Source organism: Jiella flava (assembly GCF_017349315.1).
Classification (GTDB): domain Bacteria; phylum Pseudomonadota; class Alphaproteobacteria; order Rhizobiales; family Rhizobiaceae; genus Jiella; species Jiella flava.
On record NZ_JAFMPP010000011.1, the window covers coordinates 71,202 to 93,672 of the forward strand.

General features: G+C 65.5%; 20 protein-coding genes and 1 riboswitch. Of the genes, 15 read left to right on the plus strand and 5 right to left on the minus strand.

Annotated features, from left to right (window positions below):
* The first annotated feature begins 6 nt into the window (after positions 1 to 6).
* The 7 genes from J1C48_RS13155 to J1C48_RS13185 all read left to right on the plus strand — a co-directional run bounded on the left by J1C48_RS13155 (position 7) and on the right by J1C48_RS13185 (position 6,036).
* The gene (locus tag J1C48_RS13155; protein WP_207258340.1) at positions 7 to 1,719 is read left to right on the plus strand and encodes a proton-conducting transporter transmembrane domain-containing protein; all 1,713 of its coding nucleotides are present in this window, start codon (positions 7 to 9) and stop codon (positions 1,717 to 1,719) included.
* On the plus strand, positions 1,716 to 2,189 hold the full coding sequence (locus tag J1C48_RS13160) for a Na+/H+ antiporter subunit E (protein WP_207258341.1): 474 nt from the start codon (positions 1,716 to 1,718) through the stop codon (positions 2,187 to 2,189). The genes J1C48_RS13155 and J1C48_RS13160 overlap by 4 nt, the downstream gene beginning before the upstream one ends.
* Positions 2,186 to 2,572, plus strand: coding sequence for a cation:proton antiporter (locus tag J1C48_RS13165; RefSeq protein ID WP_207258342.1), 387 nt, complete (start codon positions 2,186 to 2,188; stop codon positions 2,570 to 2,572). The genes J1C48_RS13160 and J1C48_RS13165 overlap by 4 nt, the downstream gene beginning before the upstream one ends.
* A complete protein-coding gene (mnhG, locus tag J1C48_RS13170; protein ID WP_207258343.1) occupies positions 2,569 to 2,997 on the plus strand; it encodes a monovalent cation/H(+) antiporter subunit G in 429 nt (142 codons plus the stop codon). Before J1C48_RS13165 ends, mnhG begins: the two co-directional genes overlap by 4 nt.
* A gap of 14 nt (positions 2,998 to 3,011) precedes the next feature.
* Positions 3,012 to 3,431, plus strand: coding sequence for a DUF423 domain-containing protein (locus J1C48_RS13175; protein WP_231081781.1), 420 nt, complete (start codon positions 3,012 to 3,014; stop codon positions 3,429 to 3,431).
* Complete coding sequence (locus J1C48_RS13180; protein ID WP_207258345.1) at positions 3,428 to 4,228, plus strand: SDR family NAD(P)-dependent oxidoreductase; 801 nt, start codon at positions 3,428 to 3,430, stop codon at positions 4,226 to 4,228. Before J1C48_RS13175 ends, J1C48_RS13180 begins: the two co-directional genes overlap by 4 nt.
* A gap of 227 nt (positions 4,229 to 4,455) precedes the next feature.
* Positions 4,456 to 6,036 (plus strand): CHASE domain-containing protein, encoded by a 1,581-nt coding sequence (locus J1C48_RS13185; RefSeq protein ID WP_207258346.1) that lies wholly within the window; start codon positions 4,456 to 4,458, stop codon positions 6,034 to 6,036.
* Between the two features lie 67 nt (positions 6,037 to 6,103).
* Here the strand turns inward: J1C48_RS13185 and J1C48_RS13190 are convergent, their stop codons facing one another.
* From J1C48_RS13190 to J1C48_RS13210, 5 genes are all read right to left on the minus strand, one after another.
* A complete protein-coding gene (locus J1C48_RS13190) occupies positions 6,104 to 6,556 on the minus strand; it encodes a hypothetical protein (RefSeq protein ID WP_207258348.1) in 453 nt (150 codons plus the stop codon).
* A gap of 27 nt (positions 6,557 to 6,583) precedes the next feature.
* The gene (locus tag J1C48_RS13195; protein ID WP_207258349.1) at positions 6,584 to 7,738 is read right to left on the minus strand and encodes an osmoprotectant NAGGN system M42 family peptidase; all 1,155 of its coding nucleotides are present in this window, start codon (positions 7,736 to 7,738) and stop codon (positions 6,584 to 6,586) included.
* A gap of 1 nt (position 7,739) precedes the next feature.
* A complete protein-coding gene (ngg, locus tag J1C48_RS13200; RefSeq protein WP_207258351.1) occupies positions 7,740 to 9,554 on the minus strand; it encodes an N-acetylglutaminylglutamine synthetase in 1,815 nt (604 codons plus the stop codon).
* 4 nt (positions 9,555 to 9,558) lie between these two features.
* Positions 9,559 to 11,334, minus strand: a complete 1,776-nt coding sequence (locus J1C48_RS13205) for an N-acetylglutaminylglutamine amidotransferase (RefSeq protein WP_207258353.1) — start codon at positions 11,332 to 11,334, stop codon at positions 9,559 to 9,561.
* A 199-nt stretch (positions 11,335 to 11,533) separates the two neighbouring features.
* Complete coding sequence (locus J1C48_RS13210; RefSeq protein WP_207258355.1) at positions 11,534 to 13,321, minus strand: sensor domain-containing phosphodiesterase; 1,788 nt, start codon at positions 13,319 to 13,321, stop codon at positions 11,534 to 11,536.
* 274 nt (positions 13,322 to 13,595) lie between these two features.
* On the opposite strand from J1C48_RS13210, the gene J1C48_RS13215 reads away from it, so the two are divergent.
* The 8 genes from J1C48_RS13215 (at position 13,596) to bluB (ending at position 22,452) form a co-directional block, all read left to right on the plus strand.
* Positions 13,596 to 13,895: a MazG nucleotide pyrophosphohydrolase domain-containing protein gene (locus J1C48_RS13215; protein ID WP_207258428.1), complete on the plus strand. Its 300-nt coding sequence runs from the start codon at positions 13,596 to 13,598 to the stop codon at positions 13,893 to 13,895.
* A gap of 187 nt (positions 13,896 to 14,082) precedes the next feature.
* Positions 14,083 to 14,333, plus strand: a riboswitch (cobalamin riboswitch).
* A 50-nt stretch (positions 14,334 to 14,383) separates the two neighbouring features.
* Positions 14,384 to 14,548, plus strand: coding sequence for a CbtB domain-containing protein (locus J1C48_RS13220; RefSeq protein ID WP_255679432.1), 165 nt, complete (start codon positions 14,384 to 14,386; stop codon positions 14,546 to 14,548).
* Between the two features lie 84 nt (positions 14,549 to 14,632).
* Positions 14,633 to 15,400, plus strand: a complete 768-nt coding sequence (locus J1C48_RS13225; RefSeq protein ID WP_207258358.1) for a CbtA family protein — start codon at positions 14,633 to 14,635, stop codon at positions 15,398 to 15,400.
* Positions 15,397 to 15,924, plus strand: a complete 528-nt coding sequence (cobU, locus tag J1C48_RS13230) for a bifunctional adenosylcobinamide kinase/adenosylcobinamide-phosphate guanylyltransferase (protein WP_207258360.1) — start codon at positions 15,397 to 15,399, stop codon at positions 15,922 to 15,924. The genes J1C48_RS13225 and cobU overlap by 4 nt, the downstream gene beginning before the upstream one ends.
* A gap of 36 nt (positions 15,925 to 15,960) precedes the next feature.
* On the plus strand, positions 15,961 to 17,052 hold the full coding sequence (gene cobW / locus J1C48_RS13235; RefSeq protein ID WP_207258362.1) for a cobalamin biosynthesis protein CobW: 1,092 nt from the start codon (positions 15,961 to 15,963) through the stop codon (positions 17,050 to 17,052).
* A gap of 6 nt (positions 17,053 to 17,058) precedes the next feature.
* Entirely contained in the window at positions 17,059 to 20,880 is a 3,822-nt protein-coding gene (cobN, locus tag J1C48_RS13240; RefSeq protein ID WP_207258363.1) for a cobaltochelatase subunit CobN, read from the plus strand.
* A gap of 191 nt (positions 20,881 to 21,071) precedes the next feature.
* A complete protein-coding gene (cobO, locus tag J1C48_RS13245; RefSeq protein WP_207258429.1) occupies positions 21,072 to 21,680 on the plus strand; it encodes a cob(I)yrinic acid a,c-diamide adenosyltransferase in 609 nt (202 codons plus the stop codon).
* Between the two features lie 16 nt (positions 21,681 to 21,696).
* Positions 21,697 to 22,452 carry a 5,6-dimethylbenzimidazole synthase gene (bluB, locus tag J1C48_RS13250; protein ID WP_210345391.1) on the plus strand — a complete coding sequence of 252 codons (756 nt, stop codon included), beginning with the start codon at positions 21,697 to 21,699 and terminating at the stop codon, positions 22,450 to 22,452.
* Positions 22,453 to 22,471 lie beyond the last annotated feature (19 nt).

Here is a 22,471-nt window from a genome sequence, read left to right on the forward strand (position 1 = left end):
CGTTTCATGGCTGATTCCTCCGACATCGCTATCCTGAAGGCCGAGGCAATGGTCCATGGCGCCTTCGCGCCGTCGGACTATCTGGTGATCGCTCCGGTCGCGCTCTGCTTCCTGTTCGGGGCGGTGTTGTTGATGCTGCGCAAGCGCGTCGACTGGCACCCTTTCATCGCCATTCCGGGCTTCGCGCTCTTGTTGGCCGCCGATCTTCTGTTGCTGCGCAAGGTCGCGTCGAGCGGTCCGCAGACGATGATGATGGGCCATTGGAAGCCGCCCTTCGGCATCGCGTTCACCGTCGACATGCTGGGCGCGCTGTTCGTCACCACGGCCGGCTTCGTCGCCTTCGCGGCGGCGATCTACGCCACCGGCTCGATGAGCCGGACCGAGCGGCGCTACGGGTTCTTTCCCTTCATGTTCCTGATGATGGGCGGCGTGTCGGGCGCCTTCCTCACCGGCGACGTGTTCAATCTCTATGTCTGGTTCGAGGTGCTGTTGATCGGCTCCTTCGGCCTACTGGTCCTCGGATCGAAACATGAGCAGCTCGACGGCGCGACGAAATACTGCTTCCTCAATCTGGTCGCCACGACGCTGTTCCTGATCACCACCGGCTATCTCTATGGCCTGTTCGGCACCCTCAACATGGCCGACATCGCCGACAAGGCGGGGCGGTTCGAGAATGACGGCGCGTTGCTCACCATCGCGGTGCTCTATCTCGTCGCCTTCGGCATGAAGGCCGCCGCCTTCCCGCTGAATTTCTGGCTGCCGGCTTCCTATCATACGCCGCGCTTCGTGGTCTCGGCGCTGTTTGCCGGGCTTTTGACCAAGGTCGGCGTCTATGCGCTGATCCGGGTGCTGCTGATGCTGTTCCCGCAGCAGCACGCCGATCTGGCGACGCTGATCGCCTGGGTCGCGACGCTGACCATGCTGGTCGGCGCCTTCGGGGCGCTCGCCCAGAGCGATCTGCGCCGGCTGCTCAACTATTTCGTCATCGCCGGCATCGGCACGATCTTCGCCGGCCTGGCCATCGGCGGCGCCGGCGGCGAGGCCGGCAGCGCTATGGCGCGCGCCGCCCAGGCCGCAACGGCGGGGGCGACAGGGGCCGCCGCGACGGGCGCTGCGGCGGCGATCACACCGCTTTTGCCCGGCAGCAGCGGCCTTGTTATCGGCCTTTCCGGCGCCACCTTCTACGCCCTCCATTCGATCGTCGTGATGACCGCGCTCTATCTCGCCGCCGGGATGGCGGCGCGGATCGCCGGCACCGCGTCGCTGCGTTCGATGGGCGGGCTGTGGCGCAGCCAGCCGGCGCTCGCGGCGCTGATGCTGGTATTTCTCTTCGCCGTCTCCGGACTGCCGCCCTTCTCGGGCTTCTGGCCGAAATACATTTTAGTGCGCGGCACGTTCCAGGCCGGGCTGCCCTGGCTCGGCGCGGCGATCCTCGTCACCGGCTTCCTGATGACCATCGCCAGCGCGCGGGTGTTTGCGCTGGCCTTCTGGCGCAATGCACCGGAGGCCGAGGCGGCGGGATCGGACGAAGCGTTCGGGTTCCAGCCGGCGGGCAAGCCATCGCCCGTTTTGTCGATGCTGCCGCTGATCCTGCTCGCGCTGTTCGTCGTCGCGGCCGGCATCGCACCGCAATGGCTGGCGGACATGACGGACACGGCGGCCCGCGGTATCGTCGACCCGGCGGCCTATGTCGGCTCGGTCTTCGGAGGCGGATCGTGATCTTGTTCCTGATCAACATCCTATTGGCGCTGGTCTGGGCCATCGTCACCGGCTCCTTCACCCTGCCCAATCTGATCTTCGGTTTTCTGCTCGGGGCGGCGTCGCTCTACCTCACCCGGCGGGAGATCGGCTCGGTCGGCTATATCGGCCGTTTCCTGCGGATCGGTTCGCTGTTCTTGCTGTTTCTCTACGAGCTGATCATGTCGGCATGGCGGGTCACGGTGCTGGTGCTGTCGCCGAAGATGGACCTGACACCGGGCATCTTCGCCTACCGGCTCGAGGTCGACCGCGATTTTGAGATCGCGCTGCTTGCCAATCTCATCACTTTGACGCCGGGCACCCTGTCGGTCGACGTCTCCGAGGATCGCTCGACGCTTTATGTCCACGCGATCGACTGTTCCGATCCGGAGGGCACCCGCGCCGACATCGCCAACGGCTTCGAACGCAAGATCCTCGAGGCGTTCCGATGACCCATTCCGATTTCGCCCGGCAGTTTCTCGAAATCTGTCTCGATATTTCGCTGATCCTGCTCGGCATCGCCTTCTTCCTCACCGTGGTGCGGATCATCAAGGGGCCGACCCTGCCCGACCGGGTGCTCGGTCTCGACATGCTGACCTCGGTCGCCATCGGCTTCATCGCGGTGATCGGCATCGACACCGGTTTCACGCTCTATGTCGACATCGCCATCGCGCTCGGCCTCGTCGGCTTTCTCGCCACCGTCGCTTTTGCCCGTTTCATCCTGGCGCGTGGCAAGACGGCCGACGACGACGAGCGGCAGGATCTGCGCCAGATCGACGGCGATCCTTTCGCATCGGCCACAGAGACCACGTCCCGAACAGGAGCCGGACGATGATCGGGACCATCGCCACCATCCTCGCCGGCTGCCTGATCCTGGCTGGCTCGGCCTTTGCGGCCATCGCCGCTTTCGGGATCTTGCGGCTGCCGGATCTTTACACCCGCATGCATGCGGCCTCGAAGGCCGGCTCGGTCGGCTCCGGCATGGCGCTGCTCGCCTTGGCGCTGGTCTCCGACACCGGTCCGGAGGCGCTGCGGGCCATCGCCGCCATCGCTTTCTTTCTGCTCACCGCGCCGCTCTCGGCGCATCTCCTCGCCAAGGCCGCCTATGCGGTCGGCTATCGCATGTGGCCGGGTTCGGTGCTCGATGAAATGCCCGCGGTTATCGTGACCACCGCGCGCGCCGAGACGCCGGCGCGGGCCCAGACGGTTCAGTCGCGCTCCGGCGAGGCCGCAGCGCCAAGGCCAAACCAGGACGATTGAACGCTATGCCCCCCGTGCCGACCGCTGCCCCGCGCCTTTTGATCGCGCTCTTTGTCGGCTTTGCCGGTGCTCTCGGCGCCGCCGGCGTGGTCGGCGCGGCGCTGGCCGCCCACGGCGGCGGCGACGGCAAATTCGTCGCCATCGCGGCGTCGATGGCGCTGTTTCATGCGCCGGCTCTCCTGGCGCTCGCCGCCGTCCTCGACCGGTCGCGTCGCCTCCTCGGTCTTGCCGGCATGGTGATGATCGTCGGCGTCATCCTGTTTTCCGGCGATCTCGCCACCCGCTCGGCGACCGGCCATTCGCTGTCTGCCAATGCTGCGCCGACCGGCGGATTGATGCTGATCCTATCCTGGCTGATGGTGATGGTTGCGGGTATCTTGATCGCGCTGGGGATCGGCACACGGTGGCACGCACTGGAGGGAGACGAGCGATGATAATCGGCTTCGATCGAGCGCTGTTTGACGGCAAGACCGTCGTCGTCACCGGCTGCGGCCGCGGGATCGGGGCGGCGGTGGCCGCGGCGTTTCTCAAGACCGGCGCGCGCGTCATCGGCCATGTCGGTCGCTCGCTGGAAAATGCCGAAAGCGATCTGTTGAAGCGCCTCGGCAGCGACGATCGCCGGCGTCTGACGCTGATCACCGCCGATCTCAGTCAGCGCGGCGGCGGCCAAGCCCTGGCCGACGAGATTGGCGCCAAGCTCGCAGGCCCGCTCGACGTTCTCATCAACAATGCCGGCACCATGGTCGGCCGGATCCCCGCCACCGAGGTCGACGAAGCGGCGTTCGACGCCGTGGTCGATCTCAATGTGCGCTCGGTGGTGGCGTTGACGTCGTGCTTGCTGCCGGCTTTGAAAGCCGGCGGTCAGGCCGAGGGCGGGGCCGCGGTGGTCAACACCTCCTCGATCTCGGCGATTGTCGGCGGTAGCCCGGGTTCGTCGCTCTATTCCTCGTCGAAAGCGTTTATCTCGACCTGGACGCGGGCGCTCGCCCGAGAGCTCGCGCCCGACCAAATTCGGGTCAATGCCGTGTCTCCCGGAACGATCATGACCGATTTCCATCGGCGCTATTCGTCGCAGGCCAAGCTCGACGCGACGGCTGCGGCGATCCCGCTGAAGCGGCTTGGAACCGCCGATGACTGTGCTCCGGCCTATCTGTTCCTCGCGAGCGCCGTCTTGTCCGGTTATCTGACGGGCCAGGTGATCGAGGTGAATGGCGGTCAATTCATGGGATGACCTTGCGTCAGTGTCGTGATATGGGCCAAACCGTGGCTGATTGGGTACAGCTGCGGCACCGCGCCATGCTCATTGAGCATGAAACGGTTTTGTTTTGAAACATGCTCGCTTAGAATGACACACCGCTTGTCGGCCAGTGTCCGCAGCGGCCGAGGCATCGCGGAATTTTGCGTAAGCGGCTCTTCTCGCTGGTCGTCTTTTCCCTGGCTACAGCCATTGGTTTGTCATTGGCGGGACAGCTTTGGGTCTCGCGTGAGGACGCGGACAAACGGCACTTCGGGCAGCTTGCCGACGATGCCATCGCTCGCGTCGAAGAGCGCCTGCAGTTGCATATCTCGCTGCTTTATTCGCTGAGAGCGTTTTTCGAGGTCGCCGGGACGGCGATTTCGCCGCAGACCTTCGCGGAATTCGTCGCCGGGCTGGAGCTTGCTAGCCGCTACAACGGCATTCAGGGCCTCGGGTTTGCCCAAACGATTGCGACGACGCACACGGACGAGGCCCAGCGCAAGCTCGATGCCCGCTTCGGTCGTCCCTTGACGATCTGGCCGCAGACCAGGCAGCCGATCCGCACGCCGGTCATGCTGCTCGCGCCGCAAGACGAACGCAATCGCGCCGCGCTCGGCTATGACATGTATTCCGATGCCAGTCGCCGCGAAGCGATGCAGGCGGCGGCGCGCAGCGGCCGTCCGGTGGCTTCGGCGGCGGTGCGTCTCGTTCAGGAGATCGATCGCGACGTTCAGTTTGGCTTTCTTGTCTATCTGCCGATGCGTGCCGATTTGAGTGCGGGAACCGGATTGGTCAATGACACGTCTGGTTTCGTTTACGCGCCGTTCCGGATCGGGGACTTTCTCAATGCCGCTTTGTTCGAAAAGCCACATCTGCCGGTCCACGCCGAGGTCTATGACGGCCCGGCGGACGCCGATCACTTGGTCTATACGCTGAGCCAAGCCGGCGGCCCGGACAGCGACCGCCTCGCGATCTGGCGCGAGATTGAAGTTGCGGGTCGCACATGGCGCTTTCATTTCGTGCCGACGCAGGACTTTCAGCGCTTCGGCTCGAATTATCCGGCGGCGCTGCTCGCCACCTTCGTCTTGATCCTGGCGCTCGTTCTGGCTCTGCTGACCCTGGTCCAGGCGCGGCGTCTCGAAGCGGTGGCGGCGCTGAACCGCGAAAGCCAGCGCAATCTCGACCAGAAGGATCTGCTCCTTCGCGAGATGAATCACCGGATCAAGAATTCGATCACCCGGATGTTGTCGATCGCCCGCCAGACGGCCCGCCGCTCGGAAGGGCTCGACGATTTCACCGATCGCTACGAGGCCCGGCTGCATGCGATGTCTGCGGCGCAGGAGATGCTGACCCGTTCGAAATGGGGGCGGGCCGAGATCCGCGCCTTGCTCGAAAACGAGCTGAAGCAGGTGTTCGGCGAGGAAGGGACCGATCTGCGGCTCGATGGCCCGGCGGTCGAGGTCGACGAGATCGGGGCGCAATCGCTGGGCCTGACGTTTCATGAACTCGCCACCAATGCGATGAAATACGGCGCGCTCTCCACGCCGACCGGCTCGCTCGCGGTGTCCTGGCGGCTGGCGGACGGACATGTGACCATCGAATGGCGCGAGAGCGGTGGCGTCGTGCCGGATCTTTCGACGATTCGCAGTGGATTCGGCACCAAGCTGATGGACGCGATGATCCGCGGAGAGCTCGACGGTCGGATCGAACGGCTCGTCGAGAACGACGCCTATGTCGTTCACATCCGCTTCCCCCACGCAAATCTTGCCAAACGACAGGTGGTGCCCGGCTCACGGCTGTAGGAGCGGCGAGCGCCGGCGCAAAATCCAAATCGAGTTTCGCCACCGGTCGACGCTGGCAATCAGAGCCTCATTCCGGCGGGTCGAGGCGGGGTGTGCCGTCTTCGCCCGGCCGGTATCTCTGTCCGGCCTGCCAACCGTCGCGGCGTGCGTCTTCAATCGAATCTTCGAGCGCCGCGATCTCGTCTTCCAGCGCATGGCGCCGTCGGCGCTGTTGCCGCATGGCAAAGCCGATCAGCAGCATGGCAAGGATCGACAGAGCGGTGAAGGCTTGGCGCTTGTCGACTTCGCGCACCGGATCGGCACCGATCAGCGCGGCGACGGCGATGAAGCCGAGAACCAGGATCAGCAACGCGCTGCCGCGCGACAGCACCATCGCCGTCAGGAAGGCGAGAAGCACGCAGATTGCGAGGATCGGGTGAGCCTTCGCCGCGACCACGAGATCACCAGCCAGCTCGCCGAGAAGCTTCAAGAGTTCCCACACGAACCGCCCCGGCAGGGCGACGATGCCATCGACGCTCATCGGCGACCTGAGGCTCCCATTTCAGCCTTATTCGGCGGGGTTCGTGTCGCTCGCCAGTTCCTGCGCCGCTTCGACGTCGGGCTGCCGGGTGAAGCCCTGCAGCCCGGCATGGAAGTTGCGGTCGCGTTCGATCTCGACCGGCGAGGTCAGATAGGCGGTGATCAGCTCTGATAGCGAGCGCAGGGCGTGCATATGGATCCGCTCATAGCCGTGGGAGGCGTCGATGCCGAAGGTGATCAGTGCGGTGCGTACGTCGTGACCGGCTTCCAGCGCCGAGGCGGAATCGGATCGGTAGTAGCGGAAGATATCCTTCTGATAGCGGATATCCTCGTCCTGGCAGAGCCGGACCAGCTTCTTCGTCAGATGGTAGTCGAACGGTCCGGTCTGATCAGCCATGGCGATGGTCACGCCGAATTCGGCCGAATTCTGCCCCGGCGCCGAGGTGCCGTTGTCGACGGCGATCATCGAGGCGATGTCCGGCGTCAGGATCGAGGCGGCGCCGACACCCACTTCCTCGGCGATGGTGAACAGCCAGTGAGTGTCGACAGGGGTCGAAATTCCGGCGTCTTCCATCGCCTTGATCGCCGCGAGCATCACCGCGACGCCGGCCTTATTGTCGAGGTGGCGTGACACGATGAAGCCGTTGTCGAGGAATTCCGGCTGCGGGTCGATCGCCACCGTGTCGCCGACATCAATGCCGAGACGGGTGAGTTCCTTCAGATCCCTCGAAAGCGCGTCGACGCGCATTTCGACATAGGGCCAGCCGACCGGCAGGCTGTCGACCTCTTCGTTATAGGTGTGGCCGGACGCCTTTAGCGGCAGGATCGTGCCGCGATAGGTGCCGGCATCGGAAAAGATCATGCAGCGCGCGCCCTCGGCAAACCGCGCCGACCAGTGGCCGATCGGAACGAGTTCGAGGCGGCCGTTTTCCTTCAGCCGTTTGACCTGGGCGCCCAGCGTGTCGAGATGGCTGACGACGGCGCGGGCCGAGGCCCGGCGCGAGCCCTGGCGCAGGGCGCTGATCGCACCGCGCCGGGTCAGCTCGACCTTCAGGCCGAGCCGTTCGAGTTCCTTGGCGACGTGGCGCACCACGGTGTCGGTATAGCCGGTCGGGCTGGGAATGGTCAGAAGTGCTTTCAGCTGTTCGGTCAGATACGCCGTATCGATCGTAAGCCTGGGCACGTCAGTCCTCCTTGCGCGACCTTCTCTGCTGGGTGCGGGCCGCTCTCACCGAAAATGGCATGGATAGCGGGAACAACAAATCGATGAAGCGCTCCGCCGTCGGCTGGGGTTCGTGATTGGCGAGCCCTGGCCGCTCGTTGGCCTCGATGAACACGTAGTCGGGCAGCGCCGGCGACTTGATCATGAGGTCGATGCCCGTCACCGGTATCTCAATTGCCCTTGCCGCGGCAACAGCCGCCTCCACCAGAGCCGGGTGAATGTCGCAGGTAACGTCGTGGATGGTGCCGCCGGTGTGAAGATTGGCGGTCTTGCGCACGGTGATACGCTCACCCTCGGGCGGCACGTCGTCCATGCCGAATCCGGCCTGGCGCACGCAGCGCTCGGTCTCCGCATCCAGCGGGACTTTGCTTTCGCCGCCGGTCGCCGCCGAGCGGCGCCGCGAGAGGTGCTCGATCAGCTCGTGAACGCTGGAGCGGCCGTCGCCGGTCACCACCGGCGGCTTGCGCAGGGCGGCGGCGACGAGTCGGTAGTCGATGACAATGAGCCGCAGGTCGTTGCCCTGAAAACACGCTTCCAGAAGCACGTTTTCCGAATGCTGGCGGGCGGCGGCGATGGCGGTCTTGGCCTCGTCGAGGCACTCGATGCCGACCGAAATGCCGCGCCCCTGTTCGCCGCGCGCGGGTTTGACGACGATTTGACCGTGTTTTTGAAGAAAGCTTGTGATCGTTTCGTCGTCGCTGTCACCGGCAATCTGCTCGGGCACGACGACGCCGGCCGCTTCGACCATCCGGCGGGTCACCGCCTTGTCGTCGCAGATCGACATGGCGACCGCTGAGGTCAGGTCCGACAGGCTCTCGCGGCACAAGATGGTTCGCCCGCCATGCGTTAGCCGGAAGAACCCGCCCGCCGCATCGACGACCTCGGTGTGGATGCCGCGCCGGCGCGCCTCGTCGACGATGATTCTGGCGTAAGGGTTCAGCCCCTCGTAATCGGCGTTCGGGCCGGTGAAGAGCCGCTCGTTGATCTCGTTCTTGCGCTTGATGGTGAAATAGGCGACGCGGACGAAGCCGAGCTTGTCGTAAAGCGCGATCGCCTGGTCGTTGTCGTGCATCACCGACAGATCCATGAAGGCACAGCCGCGCGCCTGAAAATGCTCGGCGAGGCGGCGCACCAGGCTCTCGCCGATGCCGGGATGGGTCGCCTGCGGATCGACGGCGAGGCACCAAAGCGAGGAGCCGTTTTCCGGGTCGCCAAAGGCGCGATGGCCGTGGACGCCGGTGACGGTGCCGAGAATCGCGCCGGTGGTCTCGTCCTCGGCGACGAAATAGGTCAGCGCCCGGTTGTCGCGGTTCGACCAGAAGAAGGCGGGATGGACCTGCACCATGCCGCGCGACTGGTAGATGCGGTTGACCTCGGTGGCGTCCTGCTCAGAGGCGAGGCGACGGATGAAATAGCCGCGCGGCCGGCGGCTGCTGGGCCGATAGGTGGAGAGGTCGAGCCGGTAGGTGTGGGAGGGATCGAGAAACAGCTCCTGCGGCGCATGGCTGAGGAGAACGTGCGGATCCTTGACGTAAAAGGCGATGTCGCGCCGGTCCGGGCCTTCCTCGCGCAGCGAATTGGCGAGTTCGCGCGGATCGTCGAAGGTCTGGCCGAACACCAGCCGGCCCCAGCCGCAGTCCAGAATGGCGTTGCGCTTCAGCCCGTCGGCATCGGCTCGCTCGCGGGCGGCCGAGCCGCGCGGCCCGAAGGCACGCAGCTTCTCCAGCCGGTGCCCGCCGCCCCGATAAGAGCGATCGGCCTGTTTCTCGCCTGCCATCGGATCAGACCCCCTGTTCCTGCAGCCAGAGTTCGAGAAGGGCGACCTGCCACAGTTCGGAACCGCGCAGCGGCGTGATGTGGTCGGCCGGATGGGCGAACAGCGTGTCGAGATAGGGCCGCTGGAACAGACCGCGCGAACTGGCCGCTTGGCTGGTCAACGTGTCGCGGACCATATCGAGATAGGGGCCGGAGATGTATTTCAGCTGCGGCACCGGGAAATAGCCCTTCTTGCGGTCGATCACCGCCGAGGGCACGACCTGCCGGGCCACTTCCTTCAACACCCCCTTGCCGTCCTGCTTCAGCTTCTCTTCGGCCGGCACGCGAGCGGCAAGTTCCACCAGCTCATGATCGAGGAAGGGCACGCGGGCTTCGAGACCCCAGGCCATGGTCATGTTGTCGACGCGCTTGACCGGGTCGTCGACCAGCATGACATGAGCGTCGATCCGCAGTGCCTTATCGACCGGGTTCTCGGCGCCCGGCATGGCGAAGTGCTTGGCCACGAAGTCGCGCGAGACGTCGGCCTCAGTCTGCCATTCGGGGGCGATCTGACCCTTCAGGGTCTGGTGGCTGCGATCGAAGAAGGCGCGGCCATAGGCGGCGAGCGGATCGTTGGCACCGACCATCTTCGGATACCAGTGATAGCCGCCGAAGATCTCGTCGGCGCCTTGTCCGGACTGCACCACCTTGATGTGCTTGGACACCTCGCGCGAGAGCAGATAGAAGCCGACATTGTCGTAGGAGACCATCGGCTCCGACATCGCCCTGATGGTGCCCGGCAGATGCTCCATCAGCTGCGAGCCTGGGACGAAGATCTTGTGATGTTCCGTCCCGTAGTGATCGGCGATGATGTCGGAGAATTCGAACTCGTTGCCGACCTCGCCATTGGCGTCCTCGAAGCCGATCGAGAAGGTGTTGAGGTTGTTTTGCCCGGCTTCGGCCAGAAGTCCGACAATGAGCGAGGAATCGACGCCGCCCGACAACAAGACACCGACCGGGACGTCGGCGACCATGCGCCGATCGACGGCTTTGCGTAGCGCCTGCATGACGAGATCGCGCCAATCGGTCGGTGACAGCTTGTCGTCGCCTTCGCGGGCGCCGAAGTCCGGCGCCCAATAGACCACGTCGTCGAAGGAGCCGTTCGGCTCGATCATCCGGGTGGTCGCCGGCGGCAGCTTGCGCACGCCTCTAACGATGGTCAGCGGCGGCGGTACCACGGCATGGAAGGTCATGTAATGGTGCAGCGCCTCGCGGTCGATCGTGCGGTCGACATCGCCGGTGGCCAGGATTGCCGGCAGCGAGGAGGCGAGATAAAGGCGCTTGTCGGTCTGCGAGAGATAGAGCGGCTTGATGCCGAAGCGGTCGCGGGCGAGCATCACCCTTCCGCTGTCGCGCTCGTGAATGGCGAAGGCGAACATGCCGTGGAAACGTTTGACGCAATCCCGGCCCCAGGCGTGATAGGCCTTGAGGATCACCTCCGTGTCGCCGGTCGAGAAGAAGCGGTAGCCTTTGCCCTCCAGCTCCTGGCGCAGTTCCGGATAGTTGTAGATGCAGCCGTTGAAGGCGAGGGTGAGACCGAGTTCGGGATCGACCATCGGCTGTGCGGCCTTTTCCGACAGGTCGATGATCTTCAGCCGGCGATGGCCGAGACCGACCGTGCCGCGCATCACCTGGCCGGAGCCGTCCGGCCCGCGCGGCGCCAGGCAATCACCCATGCGCTGCAGCCGCTCGCCTGAAGCTAAGGTTCCGTCGAAGCGAATCTCACCGCAAATTCCGCACATGAAGCTTCGGCCTCCATCTGATCTCGCTCGTGTTCCAGGATGTCGCTTGATCGAGATATAGAAGCTGATTCGAAACTAAAACCGCCGGACACCCATGTTTTTTGCGCTGCAACGCTTGGCGCGCAACCTTGGCGAGGTGGGACGTTCGCGGATTTTGCCATCAGATTGGCGAAGCGGCAGGTCGCAGCGACTTTGAAAATCAGGCGATCTTCGATGCCGATGGGGCAGAGCTGCTGGCGCTCCAAGCGACCTCGAACCGCGCCGCTGTTTGCGGTTTGGAGAACAGGAAACCCTGGGCGCGAACGCCGGGCTGGCTTTCGATCACCGACCGCTGCTCGCGGGTCTCGATGCCTTCCGCAACGGTATCGAGGCTGAGGCTTTTCGCCAGATTGATCAGCGACGTGACGATCGACAGATCGGCGATATCGGTGGCGAGCCCGGTCATGAAGGAGCGGTCGATCTTGATACAGGAGACCGGATAACTCTTCAGTGCCGAAAGCGAAGCGAAGCCGGTGCCGAAGTCGTCGAAGGCAATGCCGACTCCGAGCCGGCGAAGCTCGCGGACCTGGTCGATAATCTGCTGATCTTGCGCGAGCACGATGCGCTCGGTCAGTTCCAACTGCAAGGTTTGAGGCGGCAGACCATGGCGATCCAGCGCATCGGTGACGACAGCAACCAACGTACCGGATTTTAACTGCAGTTCGAAGAGATTGACCGCCATGGTGAAGTCGGGCGTGATTTGGGCGCGCCACAGCGCCGCCTGCCGACACGCTTCGTCGATGATCCAGCTGCCGACGTCCACCGCCAGGTGGCTCTTTTCGAGAATCGGAAGAAATTCGGACGGCTGCAGCACACCGCGATAGGGATAGTTCCAGCGCAGCAACGCCTCGGCACCGGTCCACACGCCCGTCGGCAGACAGACGATGGGCTGGTAATAGAGTTCGAAATCACCACCTTCCCACGCCTCTTGCATTTCAAGCACGATATTGCCCCGCTCCAGCGCTGTGTTGCGCAGGGATCGGGAAAAGATCCGGTAGCAATTTCGCCCGTCGCCTTTGGCCTGATACATCGCCAGATCGGCATTTCCGAGCAGCTGGATCGCCTTGGTCTCCAAACTCTTCAGCGCCACGCCGACGCTGGCGCCGAAATGCACGACATGACCATAGATCGTTATCGGTTCGCCGAGGCGCGATACGAGGTTCGTGGCGATCTCGGCCGCGACGCCCACATCGTTCAAGTCGTCGATGAAGACGACGAACTCGTCGCCGCCGAGGCGCGCAATCAGGCGGTCTTTGCCGGAAAACTCGGTCAGGCGCTCGGCCGCATGGACCAGCGCCTCGTCGCCCGAGGTGTGGCCGAGCGAATCGTTGATCTCCTTGAAGCCGTCAAGATCGATCAGAAGCACGGTCGACGGACGCCCCGCATCGATCGAGGCTTGCATGGTGTCGAGCAGAAACGGCCGATTTCTCAGTCCGGTCAATTGATCGTAGGTGGCTTCTTCGGTGAGCCGCATCAGCTCCATATGCTCGACGACGAGGTCGGCGAGATCGGCCAAAAGCTCGGCATCCCTCGGTCCGAACTGCCGAGGCTTGGTGTCCAGCAGACAAAGCGTCCCGAGGCAAAAACCGTTTGGCGAAATTAACGGTGCGCCTGCGTAAAAGCGCAGATGCGGGTGGGCGATGACGTTTGGGAATGTTTTGAAGAGCTCATTCTGCGTGAGATCGTGCACCACCAGCGTCTCGCCGGTCTCGACCGGCCGAAGGCAAAACGTCGAACGACGCTGCTGGTTCATCACCATCTCGCCGAGGTGGACATGCACCACCTGGTCCTCGGCATAATGGGTGGTGATGTTGACGTGGTCGAAGCCAAAGGTTTTCGCAGCGAGCTTGACGATATGATGCAGCTTGTTCCCGGTCATCGCGCCGCTTCGCCGGTAGCGCTCGACCTCGGCGAGGCGTGCAGCTTCGTTTTTGGCGATGATTGGCATGGATCGTGGCGCTCCGGGAAACCTTGGAGGATACCATGACGGTAATGCATTGAGATTTCCTTGGCGCGTTCATCGTTTCTGTCGCGATCGTCGCGTTTTTTGACGGTGCTGATCGGGACATCGCGACAGGTCTGGTGATGCCGCTGAGACGCTGGTCGGCATCCGGGGCCCTGCGTGGCGATCGCGCGATGGTTACGGCACAGGTCGCAACTCTGACCAGTCGGGTGCCTACATGTAGAACATAAAAAGAACATGCGGGGGGTGGGGTGTGACCGTGCTTGATCGATTGCAACAGGATTTCGAGGCGGCGTCTCGGGCCTATTGTGCGGCCCATGGATTGGGGCGCGATCCGGACTGGTTCATGCTGAAGCTGAAGGACGAGGTCGGGGAGTTAACCCAGGCCTGGAACCGCCTGAGAGGACGGGCTCGCCGCGGCGAGCGGTCGGCGGCCGAGCTGCACAAAAATCTGGAAGATGAAGCCGCCGATGTGCTCGGCCACATCTTGCTCCTGGCGCAGTCGCAAGGCATGGATCTGCATGCGGCGATTGAACGGAAGTGGCGTTTTACAATGTGATGGCCGCGTCAGCGCTGGGCATGGCGCGTCAACTCGGAAGCCTATCCCGGCGGCGGTCGGGCGAACCTTACGGTCAAGGCTGTTGCTGGCGACATCTTCCGCTGCGCAAGAGAACCGAGCGGATGCATGGATTTCGCTTGCGCTTGGCGCCACTCTTGGTAGGTTGCCATCACCGGTGGGTGCTTGGCACCGCCGGCCGAAGAACGGTTCCTTTGCCGCCACGCGGTAAAGGCGAAGAGGGAATGCGACGGGTCGACCCAAGCCGGGGGCCTTTATCGCAGCCGACCCCGCGACTGTAGAGCGGCGAGATCGGCGTCACGGGCTGGGCGTGTCTTCGGGCATGCCAGCCTTCGAAAGCCACTGGGGATTTCTCCGGGAAGGCGAGGCGCCTGTTGATGACCCGCGAGCCAGGAGACCTGCCGGACTTCTCGCAGAGGCCGATCGATCCGCGATCGGCGGCGGTCACGGAGGTTGATATGACGATAACCATGACGCATTCGGGTGTCATGCCCGCGACGACTCGGATCGCCGGCGGACTGCTGGCGCTGGCGCTCGGGGCGTTTTTCATTTGGGGCGCGGGCTTCGCCCATGCTGCGGCGCTGCACGACACCGCCCACGACGTGCGCCACGCTTTCGGATTTCCCTGCCACTGACCGGGGAGACGGCGGCCGCCTGCGGCCGGGTCTGCAGTCGGTTGACGCGATAGCCGGACACAGGGCCGGCGAAAGGGGATATCCATGGTCGTCAGATATCTGCTCGCCACCCTCGTGGCTGGGCTGTTCGTCGGTGTCGTAATGACGCCGGTCCAATATGCGGGCGTCATCCCGCTGATTCTCCACGCTGAGGTTTACGAGCAGGGCGGCGACGCCGGGCCGCCCGAGCATGCCGCCGGGCTGGTTGCGCCCGCCGAGGCCGCCGAGCGCGCGGCGCCGCAGGGCGTCAGGCCGATCCCGGTGCATGCCACCGCCGCGGCTCCGGCCAACGATGAGGCGCGAGCGAACGCCAATCTTTTCGCCAGCCGGCTCATCGGCACCTTGAGCGCCAACATCGTCACCGGCTGCGGCTTCGCGTTGATGTTGGCGGCGGTCGCGCTGCTCGCCGGCCGGCGGATCACCTTCGCCAACGGCGCGTTCTGGGGGCTCGCCGGCTTTGCCTGCGTGGCGCTTGCGCCGGCCCTCGGCCTGCCGCCGGAATTGCCGGCGATGCCGGTGGCGGACCTGACGGCACGCCAGATCTGGTGGGTCGCGACGGCGCTGCTCACGGCGGCCGGGCTCTACGGCCTGGTGCTGCGCCAGGAGACCGTGGCGAAAATTGCGGGCATCGCCCTGCTTTTCGCCCCCCATCTCGTCGCCGTACCGCGTCCGGCGGACCTTTCGAGCCCGATCCCGCCGACGCTCGCGGCCGAATTCGCCGTCGCCTCGCTCGCCACCGGCGCTGTCTTCTGGGTGCTCCTGGGGCTGGCACTCGGCGCGCTGATGGACCGCTTCGGATCCGAGCTCACGTGAGCGGGCTCGCCTCGCCGGCCGTGACGCTCGTCCTCGGCGGCGCGCGGTCCGGCAAGAGCGCCTTCGCCGAGCGACTGGTGGAGGCCAGCGGCTTTGCGAAGGTCTACATCGCGACCGGCCGGGCCTTCGATCCCGAGATGGAGGCGCGGATCGAAGACCATCGCGCGCGGCGGGGATCGGGGTGGCGGACCGTCGAGGCGCCGCTCGGACTCGGCGCGGCGATTGCGGCGGAGGCACGGGCGAGCCGCGTCGTCCTCGTCGACTGCCTGACGCTCTGGCTGACCAACCTCATGCTGGAGGGGCGCGACGTGCCCGGTGAAGGCGCGGCGCTCGTTGCGACCCTCCAGCGCGTCGCCGGGCCGGTGGTCCTCGTCTCGAACGAGGTCGGCCTCGGCATCGTGCCGGACAATGTGATGGCCCGCGACTTTCGCGACCATGCGGGCCGCCTGCACCAACAGATCGCGGCGGCGGCGGCGCAAGTCTTCTTCGTCGCCGCCGGCCTGCCGTTGAAGATGAAGGGCTGAGCGCGGTTCCGCCCGCCGGCCTGCAAGGAGGCTGCCATGCCTGAGCAAAAAATCCCCGCCACCGTCATCACCGGTTTCCTCGGCGCCGGCAAGACGACGCTGATCCGCTATCTCCTGCAAAATGCCGGCGGCCGGAAGATCGCGTTGATCATCAACGAATTCGGCGATCTCGGCGTCGATGGCGGCATCCTCACCGGCTGCGGCATCGAGACCTGTCGCGAGGACGATGTAGTCGAACTCAACAATGGCTGCATCTGTTGCACCGTCGCCGACGACTTCATCCCCACCATGACCAAGCTGCTCGAGCGCGACCGGCGCCCCGATCACATCATCATCGAGACCTCGGGACTGGCCTTGCCCCAGCCGCTGGTCGCCGCCTTCAACTGGCCGGAGGTAAAGACGCGGGTGACCGTCGACGGCGTCATCACGGTGATCGACGCGGCGGCGGTGGCGGCCGGGCGCTTTGCCGACGACGAGGCGAAGGTCGCGGCGCAGCGCGCCGCCGACACCAGTCTTGATCACGACAATCCGCTGGAAGAGCTGTTCGAAGACCAGATCCGGGCGGCCGATCTCATCGTCCTCAACAAGGCCGACCTGATCGACCGCGATACGCTGGAGAAGGTACGCCAGGAGACGGCGGCAGCGACGGCCCGCACGGTGAAGACGATCACGGCCGAAAACGGCAGGCTGCCGGCCGATGTGCTGCTTGGCCTTGCGGCTGGCACCGAGACTCGCATTGCCGAGCGCAAATCGCATCACGAGCAAGAGCACGAGGCCGGCGAAGCCCACGATCACGACGAATTCGAGAGCTTCGTTGCCGCTGCCGGGCCGATTGCCGATCCGGCCCGCTTCGTCGCCGGGCTGAAGGCGCTGATCGGCGAGCACGACATCCTGCGGCTGAAGGGGTTCGCCGATGTGCCGGGCAAAGCGATGCGGCTCGTCGTCCAGGCTGTCGGCCAGCGGATCGAGACCTATTTCGACCGCCCCTGGGCAGCCGGCGAGACGCGGCAGACGCGGCTCGTGGTGATCGGCCTGCATGACGGGCTGGACGCTGCGGCGCGCGTGGCGATCGAGGCGCGCATTGCGGGGCTCGCCAGCGGCTCGGATTCGGTCGAGGCCGCCGAATAGCCCGCCATGCATCTGCTGCTTGCGCAAAAGGGAACGATCGATGACGGCGGCGAAGCCGTCGATCTCGGCCAATCGCCCGGCGAAATCGTCGTCCTCTCCGCCGCCGACACCGAAATCGCCGCGCTCGCCTCGGCCGCCCATCGGCTCGGCTGGGGCGCGGGTGCGCTGCGGCTTGCCAATCTGTTGCGCCTGAAGCATCCGATGTCGGTCGACGCCTATGTCGAACGGACGCTCCGCCAGGCCAGGCTGGTGGTGGTGCGGCTGCTCGGCGGTCAGACCTATTGGCCCTACGGCCTCGATGCGCTGCTCGCCAACGCGCAGGCTCAAGGTTCCCAACTTGCCGTCTTGCCCGGCGACGACAAGCCTGATCCGGCGCTCGACGCCTACACAACGATCGCCTTGACGGCGCGTGATCGGCTGTGGCGTTCGCTGATCGAGGGCGGCCCGGCCAATGCGGAAGGCTTTTTGCGCGGCTGCCGGGCGGTGCTCGGCGCCGAGGCCTGGCCGGGCGATGCGATCCCGCTGTTGAAGGCCGGCGTTGTCGACATCGGCGCGGCCACCGAGTCGGGTGCCGGGTCGGGCGCGGCGCAGCAGCCCGTCCGCCCGTCCGATCGGCCGTTCGCGGCGATCGTCTGCTATCGCGCGCTGGTCCAGAGCGGCCAGACCGGGCCGATCGCCGCGCTCGTCGCGGCGCTGGCCGAACGGGGCGTCGCGGCGCTGCCCGTCTTTGTCGCAAGTCTCAAGGATCCCGTCTCGGTCGAGACCGTGCGCGGCCTGTTTGCCCGCCGCCAGCCCGACGTGGTGATCAATCTCACCGGCTTTGCCGTTTCATCGCCGGCGTCTGGACCGGGTGCAGCGCGGGTGCCGACGGTGCTCGAAGAACAGGGCGCGGTGGTGCTGCAGGCGGTGCTTGCCTCGGGCTGCGAGGAGACATGGCGGGACTCCGCGCAAGGGTTATCCGCCCGCGACCTTGCCATGAGCGTCGCGCTGCCCGAGCTCGACGGGCGGGTGCTGTCGCGGGCGATCGCCTTCAAGTCGGCCGGCACGTTCGACCCGCTGACCGAGACCGATATCGTTGCCCACTGCCCGGTGCCCGATCGCGTTGCCGCCGTCGCCGAGCTTGCGGCCCGTTGGGCCCGGTTGCGGCACCGGCCAAACCGCGACAAGCGGATCGCCATTCTTCTCGCCAACTATCCCAATCGCGATGGACGGCTGGGCAACGGCGTCGGTCTCGACACGCCCGCCGGCACGATCGAGGTGCTTTATGCAATGCGCCAGGCTGGCTATCCGGTCGAGGATCTGCCCGACGACGGCAACGGCCTGATCGCTCATCTGATGGCCGGGCCGACCAATGCCGGGACGGCCGCACGGGTGATCCGCGAGACGATGGCGCTGGACGCCTATCAGGCGTTTTTCGCACGTCTGCCGGAAAGCGTTCGAAGCGCCGTCATCGCCCGTTGGGGTGCGCCGGAGCGCGATCCGTTCGTCATCAGCAAAAATGGTCGGCCGGCTTTTGCGCTGCCGCTCGCCCGCTTCGGCAAGACGCTCGTCGGCATCCAGCCGGCCCGTGGCTACAATATCGACCCAAAGGAAACCTATCATTCGCCGGATCTCGTGCCGCCGCACAACTATCTGGCGCTCTATGCCTTCCTGCGCGACGTCTATGACGCCGACGCGGTGGTCCATATGGGCAAGCACGGTAATCTCGAATGGCTGCCCGGCAAGGCGCTGGCGCTGTCGGCCGGGTGCTTTCCGGAAGCCGTCTTCGGCCCGCTGCCGCATCTTTATCCCTTTATCGTCAATGATCCGGGCGAGGGCACCCAAGCCAAGCGCCGGACGAGCGCCGTCATTATCGACCATCTGACGCCGCCGCTGACTCGCGCCGAGAGCTATGGTCCGCTGCAGGATCTCGAAGCCCTGGTCGACGAATATTACGCTGCGGCGGGCGGTGATCCACGGCGGTTGACGCTCTTGAAGAGTGAAATCCTGGGTCTCGTTCGCGATATCGGCCTCGACCATGACGCCGGGATCGGCGCCGGCGAGAATGACGAGACGGCGCTCGCCAAGCTCGACGCATATCTCTGCGATCTGAAGGAAATGCAGATCCGCGACGGGCTGCATGTCTTCGGCCGCGCGCCGGAGGGCCGTCTTCTCACCGATCTCGTCGTCGCGCTTGCCCGTCTGCCGCGGGGACACGCGCCGGGCGAGGCATCGCTCATCCGCGCTTTGGCGGCCGATCTGAAGCTTAACGATGGTTCAGTCGACGGCGAAACGAGCGCCGACGCGGCGCGCGGAACGGCTCCCGCCCGCTTCGATCCATTGGATTGCGATATGGCGGCGACCTGGGCGGGCCCGCGCCCGGATGTCTTGGCCGCGCTGTCGGCCGATCCCTGGCGCAGCACCGGCGACACCGTCGAGCGGCTGGAGCTGTTGGCGGCTGAGCTCGTCTCGGCCGGTCGGTGCGGGGCCGCCGACTGGCCGGCGAGCGCGGCGGTTCTCGACGACATCGCCGCGCGGCTCGCACCGGCGGTGACGGGCTCCGGCGAGGCCGAAATTGCCGGCCTCTTGACCGGCCTCGACGGTCGCTTCGTGCCGCCTGGGCCGTCCGGGGCGCCGACAAGGGGGCGGCCGGACGTGCTGCCGACCGGGCGCAACTTCTTTTCCGTCGACACCCGCGCCGTGCCGACCGAGGCGGCCTATCGGCTCGGCCGCAGATCGGCCGAGCTGTTGGTTGTCCGGCATCTGCAGGACCATGGCGAATGGCCGACGGCGCTGGGCCTTTCCGCGTGGGGCACCTCGAACATGCGCACCGGTGGCGACGATATCGCCCAGGCCTTGGCGCTGATCGGCGTAAAGCCGGTTTGGGATCGGGCCTCGCGCCGGGTGACCGGCTACGAGATCATGACGCTGGCTGAACTCGGCCGCCCGCGCGTCGACGTCACCTTGCGCATTTCCGGCTTCTTCCGCGACGCCTTTCCGGACCAGATCGCGCTGTTCGATCGGGCGGTCCGATCCGTCGGCGCGCTGAGCGAGGAGGCGGCCGACAATCCGATCTCCGCCCGGATGGCGCGCGAGCAGGCCGAACTGATCGACGCCGGCGCCAGTGAGGCGGAGGCGAAAAAGCGCAGCGGCTTCCGCGTCTTCGGCTCGAAGCCCGGCGCCTATGGCGCGGGGCTGCAGGCGCTGATCGACGAGAAGGGCTGGGACAGCGCCGCCGATCTGGCCGAGAGCTATCTCGTCTGGGGCAGTTATGCCTATGGCGCCGATGCGGCGGGCGAAGCCGAGCGCGGCGCCTTCGAGCAACGGCTGTCCGGCCTCGACGCGGTGGTCCACAATCAGGACAATCGCGAGCACGACCTGTTGGATTCCGACGACTACTATCAGTTCGAAGGCGGCATGAGCGTCGCCGTCGAGCATCTGACCGGGGCCCGGCCGGTGGTCTATCACAACGACCATTCGCGCCCCGAGCGACCGATCGTGCGGACCCTCGACGAGGAGATCGGCCGGGTAATCCGCGCCCGGGTGGTCAATCCGAAATGGATCGCCGGGGTCATGCGCCACGGCTATAAGGGCGCTTTCGAGATCGCGGCGACCGTCGATTACATGTTCGCCTTCGCGGCGACCACCGGGGCGGTGCGCGACCATCATTTCGAGGCCGCCTACAACGCGTTTTTGATGGATGAGCCGGTCTGCGACTTTCTGCGCGCCAACAATCCGGCGGCGCTTGACGAGATTCGCGACCGCTTCGCCGAGGCGATCGCGCGCGGTCTGTGGAAGCCGCGCTCGAATTCGGCCCGCGCCGAGCTGCGCGGTCCCAGTCCGCGATGAGCGCGGGGCTTGAAGAGCGGCGCGCTTCGGCTCATGAGAGCCCCATGACGCCCACCATCAAAGGCCCGATCGTCCCGAAGCCGAGCTTTGCGCCGGCAAGTCGTCACCCGGGCGCTGAGGGACGAGGTGGCGCCGACACCGGAGCAGGCCGCATGAGCGAAGACACGAGTGCCCGCAAGATCACCGATGGCATGAGCGAGGACGAACTCGACGCCCGCCATGCCGAGAAGATGAAGAAGAAGAAGGCCGCGCGCGACAAGATCCTTGCCACCAAGACGATCGAGAAGGGCTTGCTGATCGTCCACACCGGCAAGGGCAAGGGCAAGTCGACGGCCGCCTTCGGGCTGGTCTTTCGCGCCCTCGGCAATGGGATGAAGGTCGGTGTCGTGCAGTTCGTGAAGGGCAAATGGGAGACCGGTGAGCGCAAGGTGCTCGAGCATTTTCCCGATCAGGTGACGATGACCGCCATGGGCGACGGCTTTACCTGGGAAACTCAGGATCGCCAGCGCGACATCGCTGCCGCCAAGGCTGCCTGGGAACGGGCCAAGGCGCTGATCATGGACGATGAGCATGATCTCGTGCTGCTCGACGAGATGAACATCGTCCTGCGTTATGACTATCTTGATATCGCCGACGTCGTTGCCTTCCTGAAGACCAAGCCTGAGAAGAAGCACGTCGTCGTCACCGGCCGCAACGCCAAGGACGAGCTGATCGACCTCGCCGATCTCGTGACCGAGATGACGATGATCAAACACCCCTTCCGCTCTGGGGTAAAAGCCCAGAAAGGCATCGAGTTTTAAGCGCGAAGGGACGGCGATGACGATCGACGGCAAAGGCGGCGCCGGCGCGCCGGCGTTCGACATTCATGGGGTGCGGCTCGATCCGGACGAGTTGGCCGCAGCCGGCCCGTTCTCCAAGGCGGAGCGCGCGGCCGTCTATCGCGCCATCGAGACGCGGCGGGATGTGCGCGGCGAGTTCCTGCCGCAGCGGGTGCCGGATGCGGCGATCGCCCGGCTCCTGGAGGCGGCCCATCACGCGCCCTCGGTCGGGCTGATGCAGCCCTGGAACTTCATCGTTATCCGCGATCTCGACCGGCGCCGGGCGATCCGCGACATCGTCATGCGGCGCAATGACGAGGCCGCGGCAATGTTTGAGGACGAGCGGGCCGCCGCCTACCAGCGGCTGAAGCTCGAGGGCATCGTCGAGGCGCCGCTCAACATCTGCGTGACCTGCGACCGCGGGCGGGGCGGCAAGGTCGTACTCGGGCGCACCCATCAGCGCGATACCGATCTGTTGTCGACCGCCTGCGCGGTGCAGAATCTGTTCCTCGCCGCGAGAGCCGAGGGGATCGGCGTCGGCTGGGTGTCGATCTTCGAGCCGGACGATCTGCGGCCGGTTCTCGGTCTGCCGGATGCGGTGGTCCCGGTCGCCTATCTTTGTGTCGGCTACGTCGCCGAGCTGTTTCGCCGGCCCGAGCTTGAAGCGCGCAAATGGTCGAAGCGGCTCGACCTGGAAAGCCTGGTCTTTGCCGAGGGTTGGGGCAGCGCCTGGGCCTTTCCGGAAGTCGGCTAAGTTTTCGCCATTCGCATCC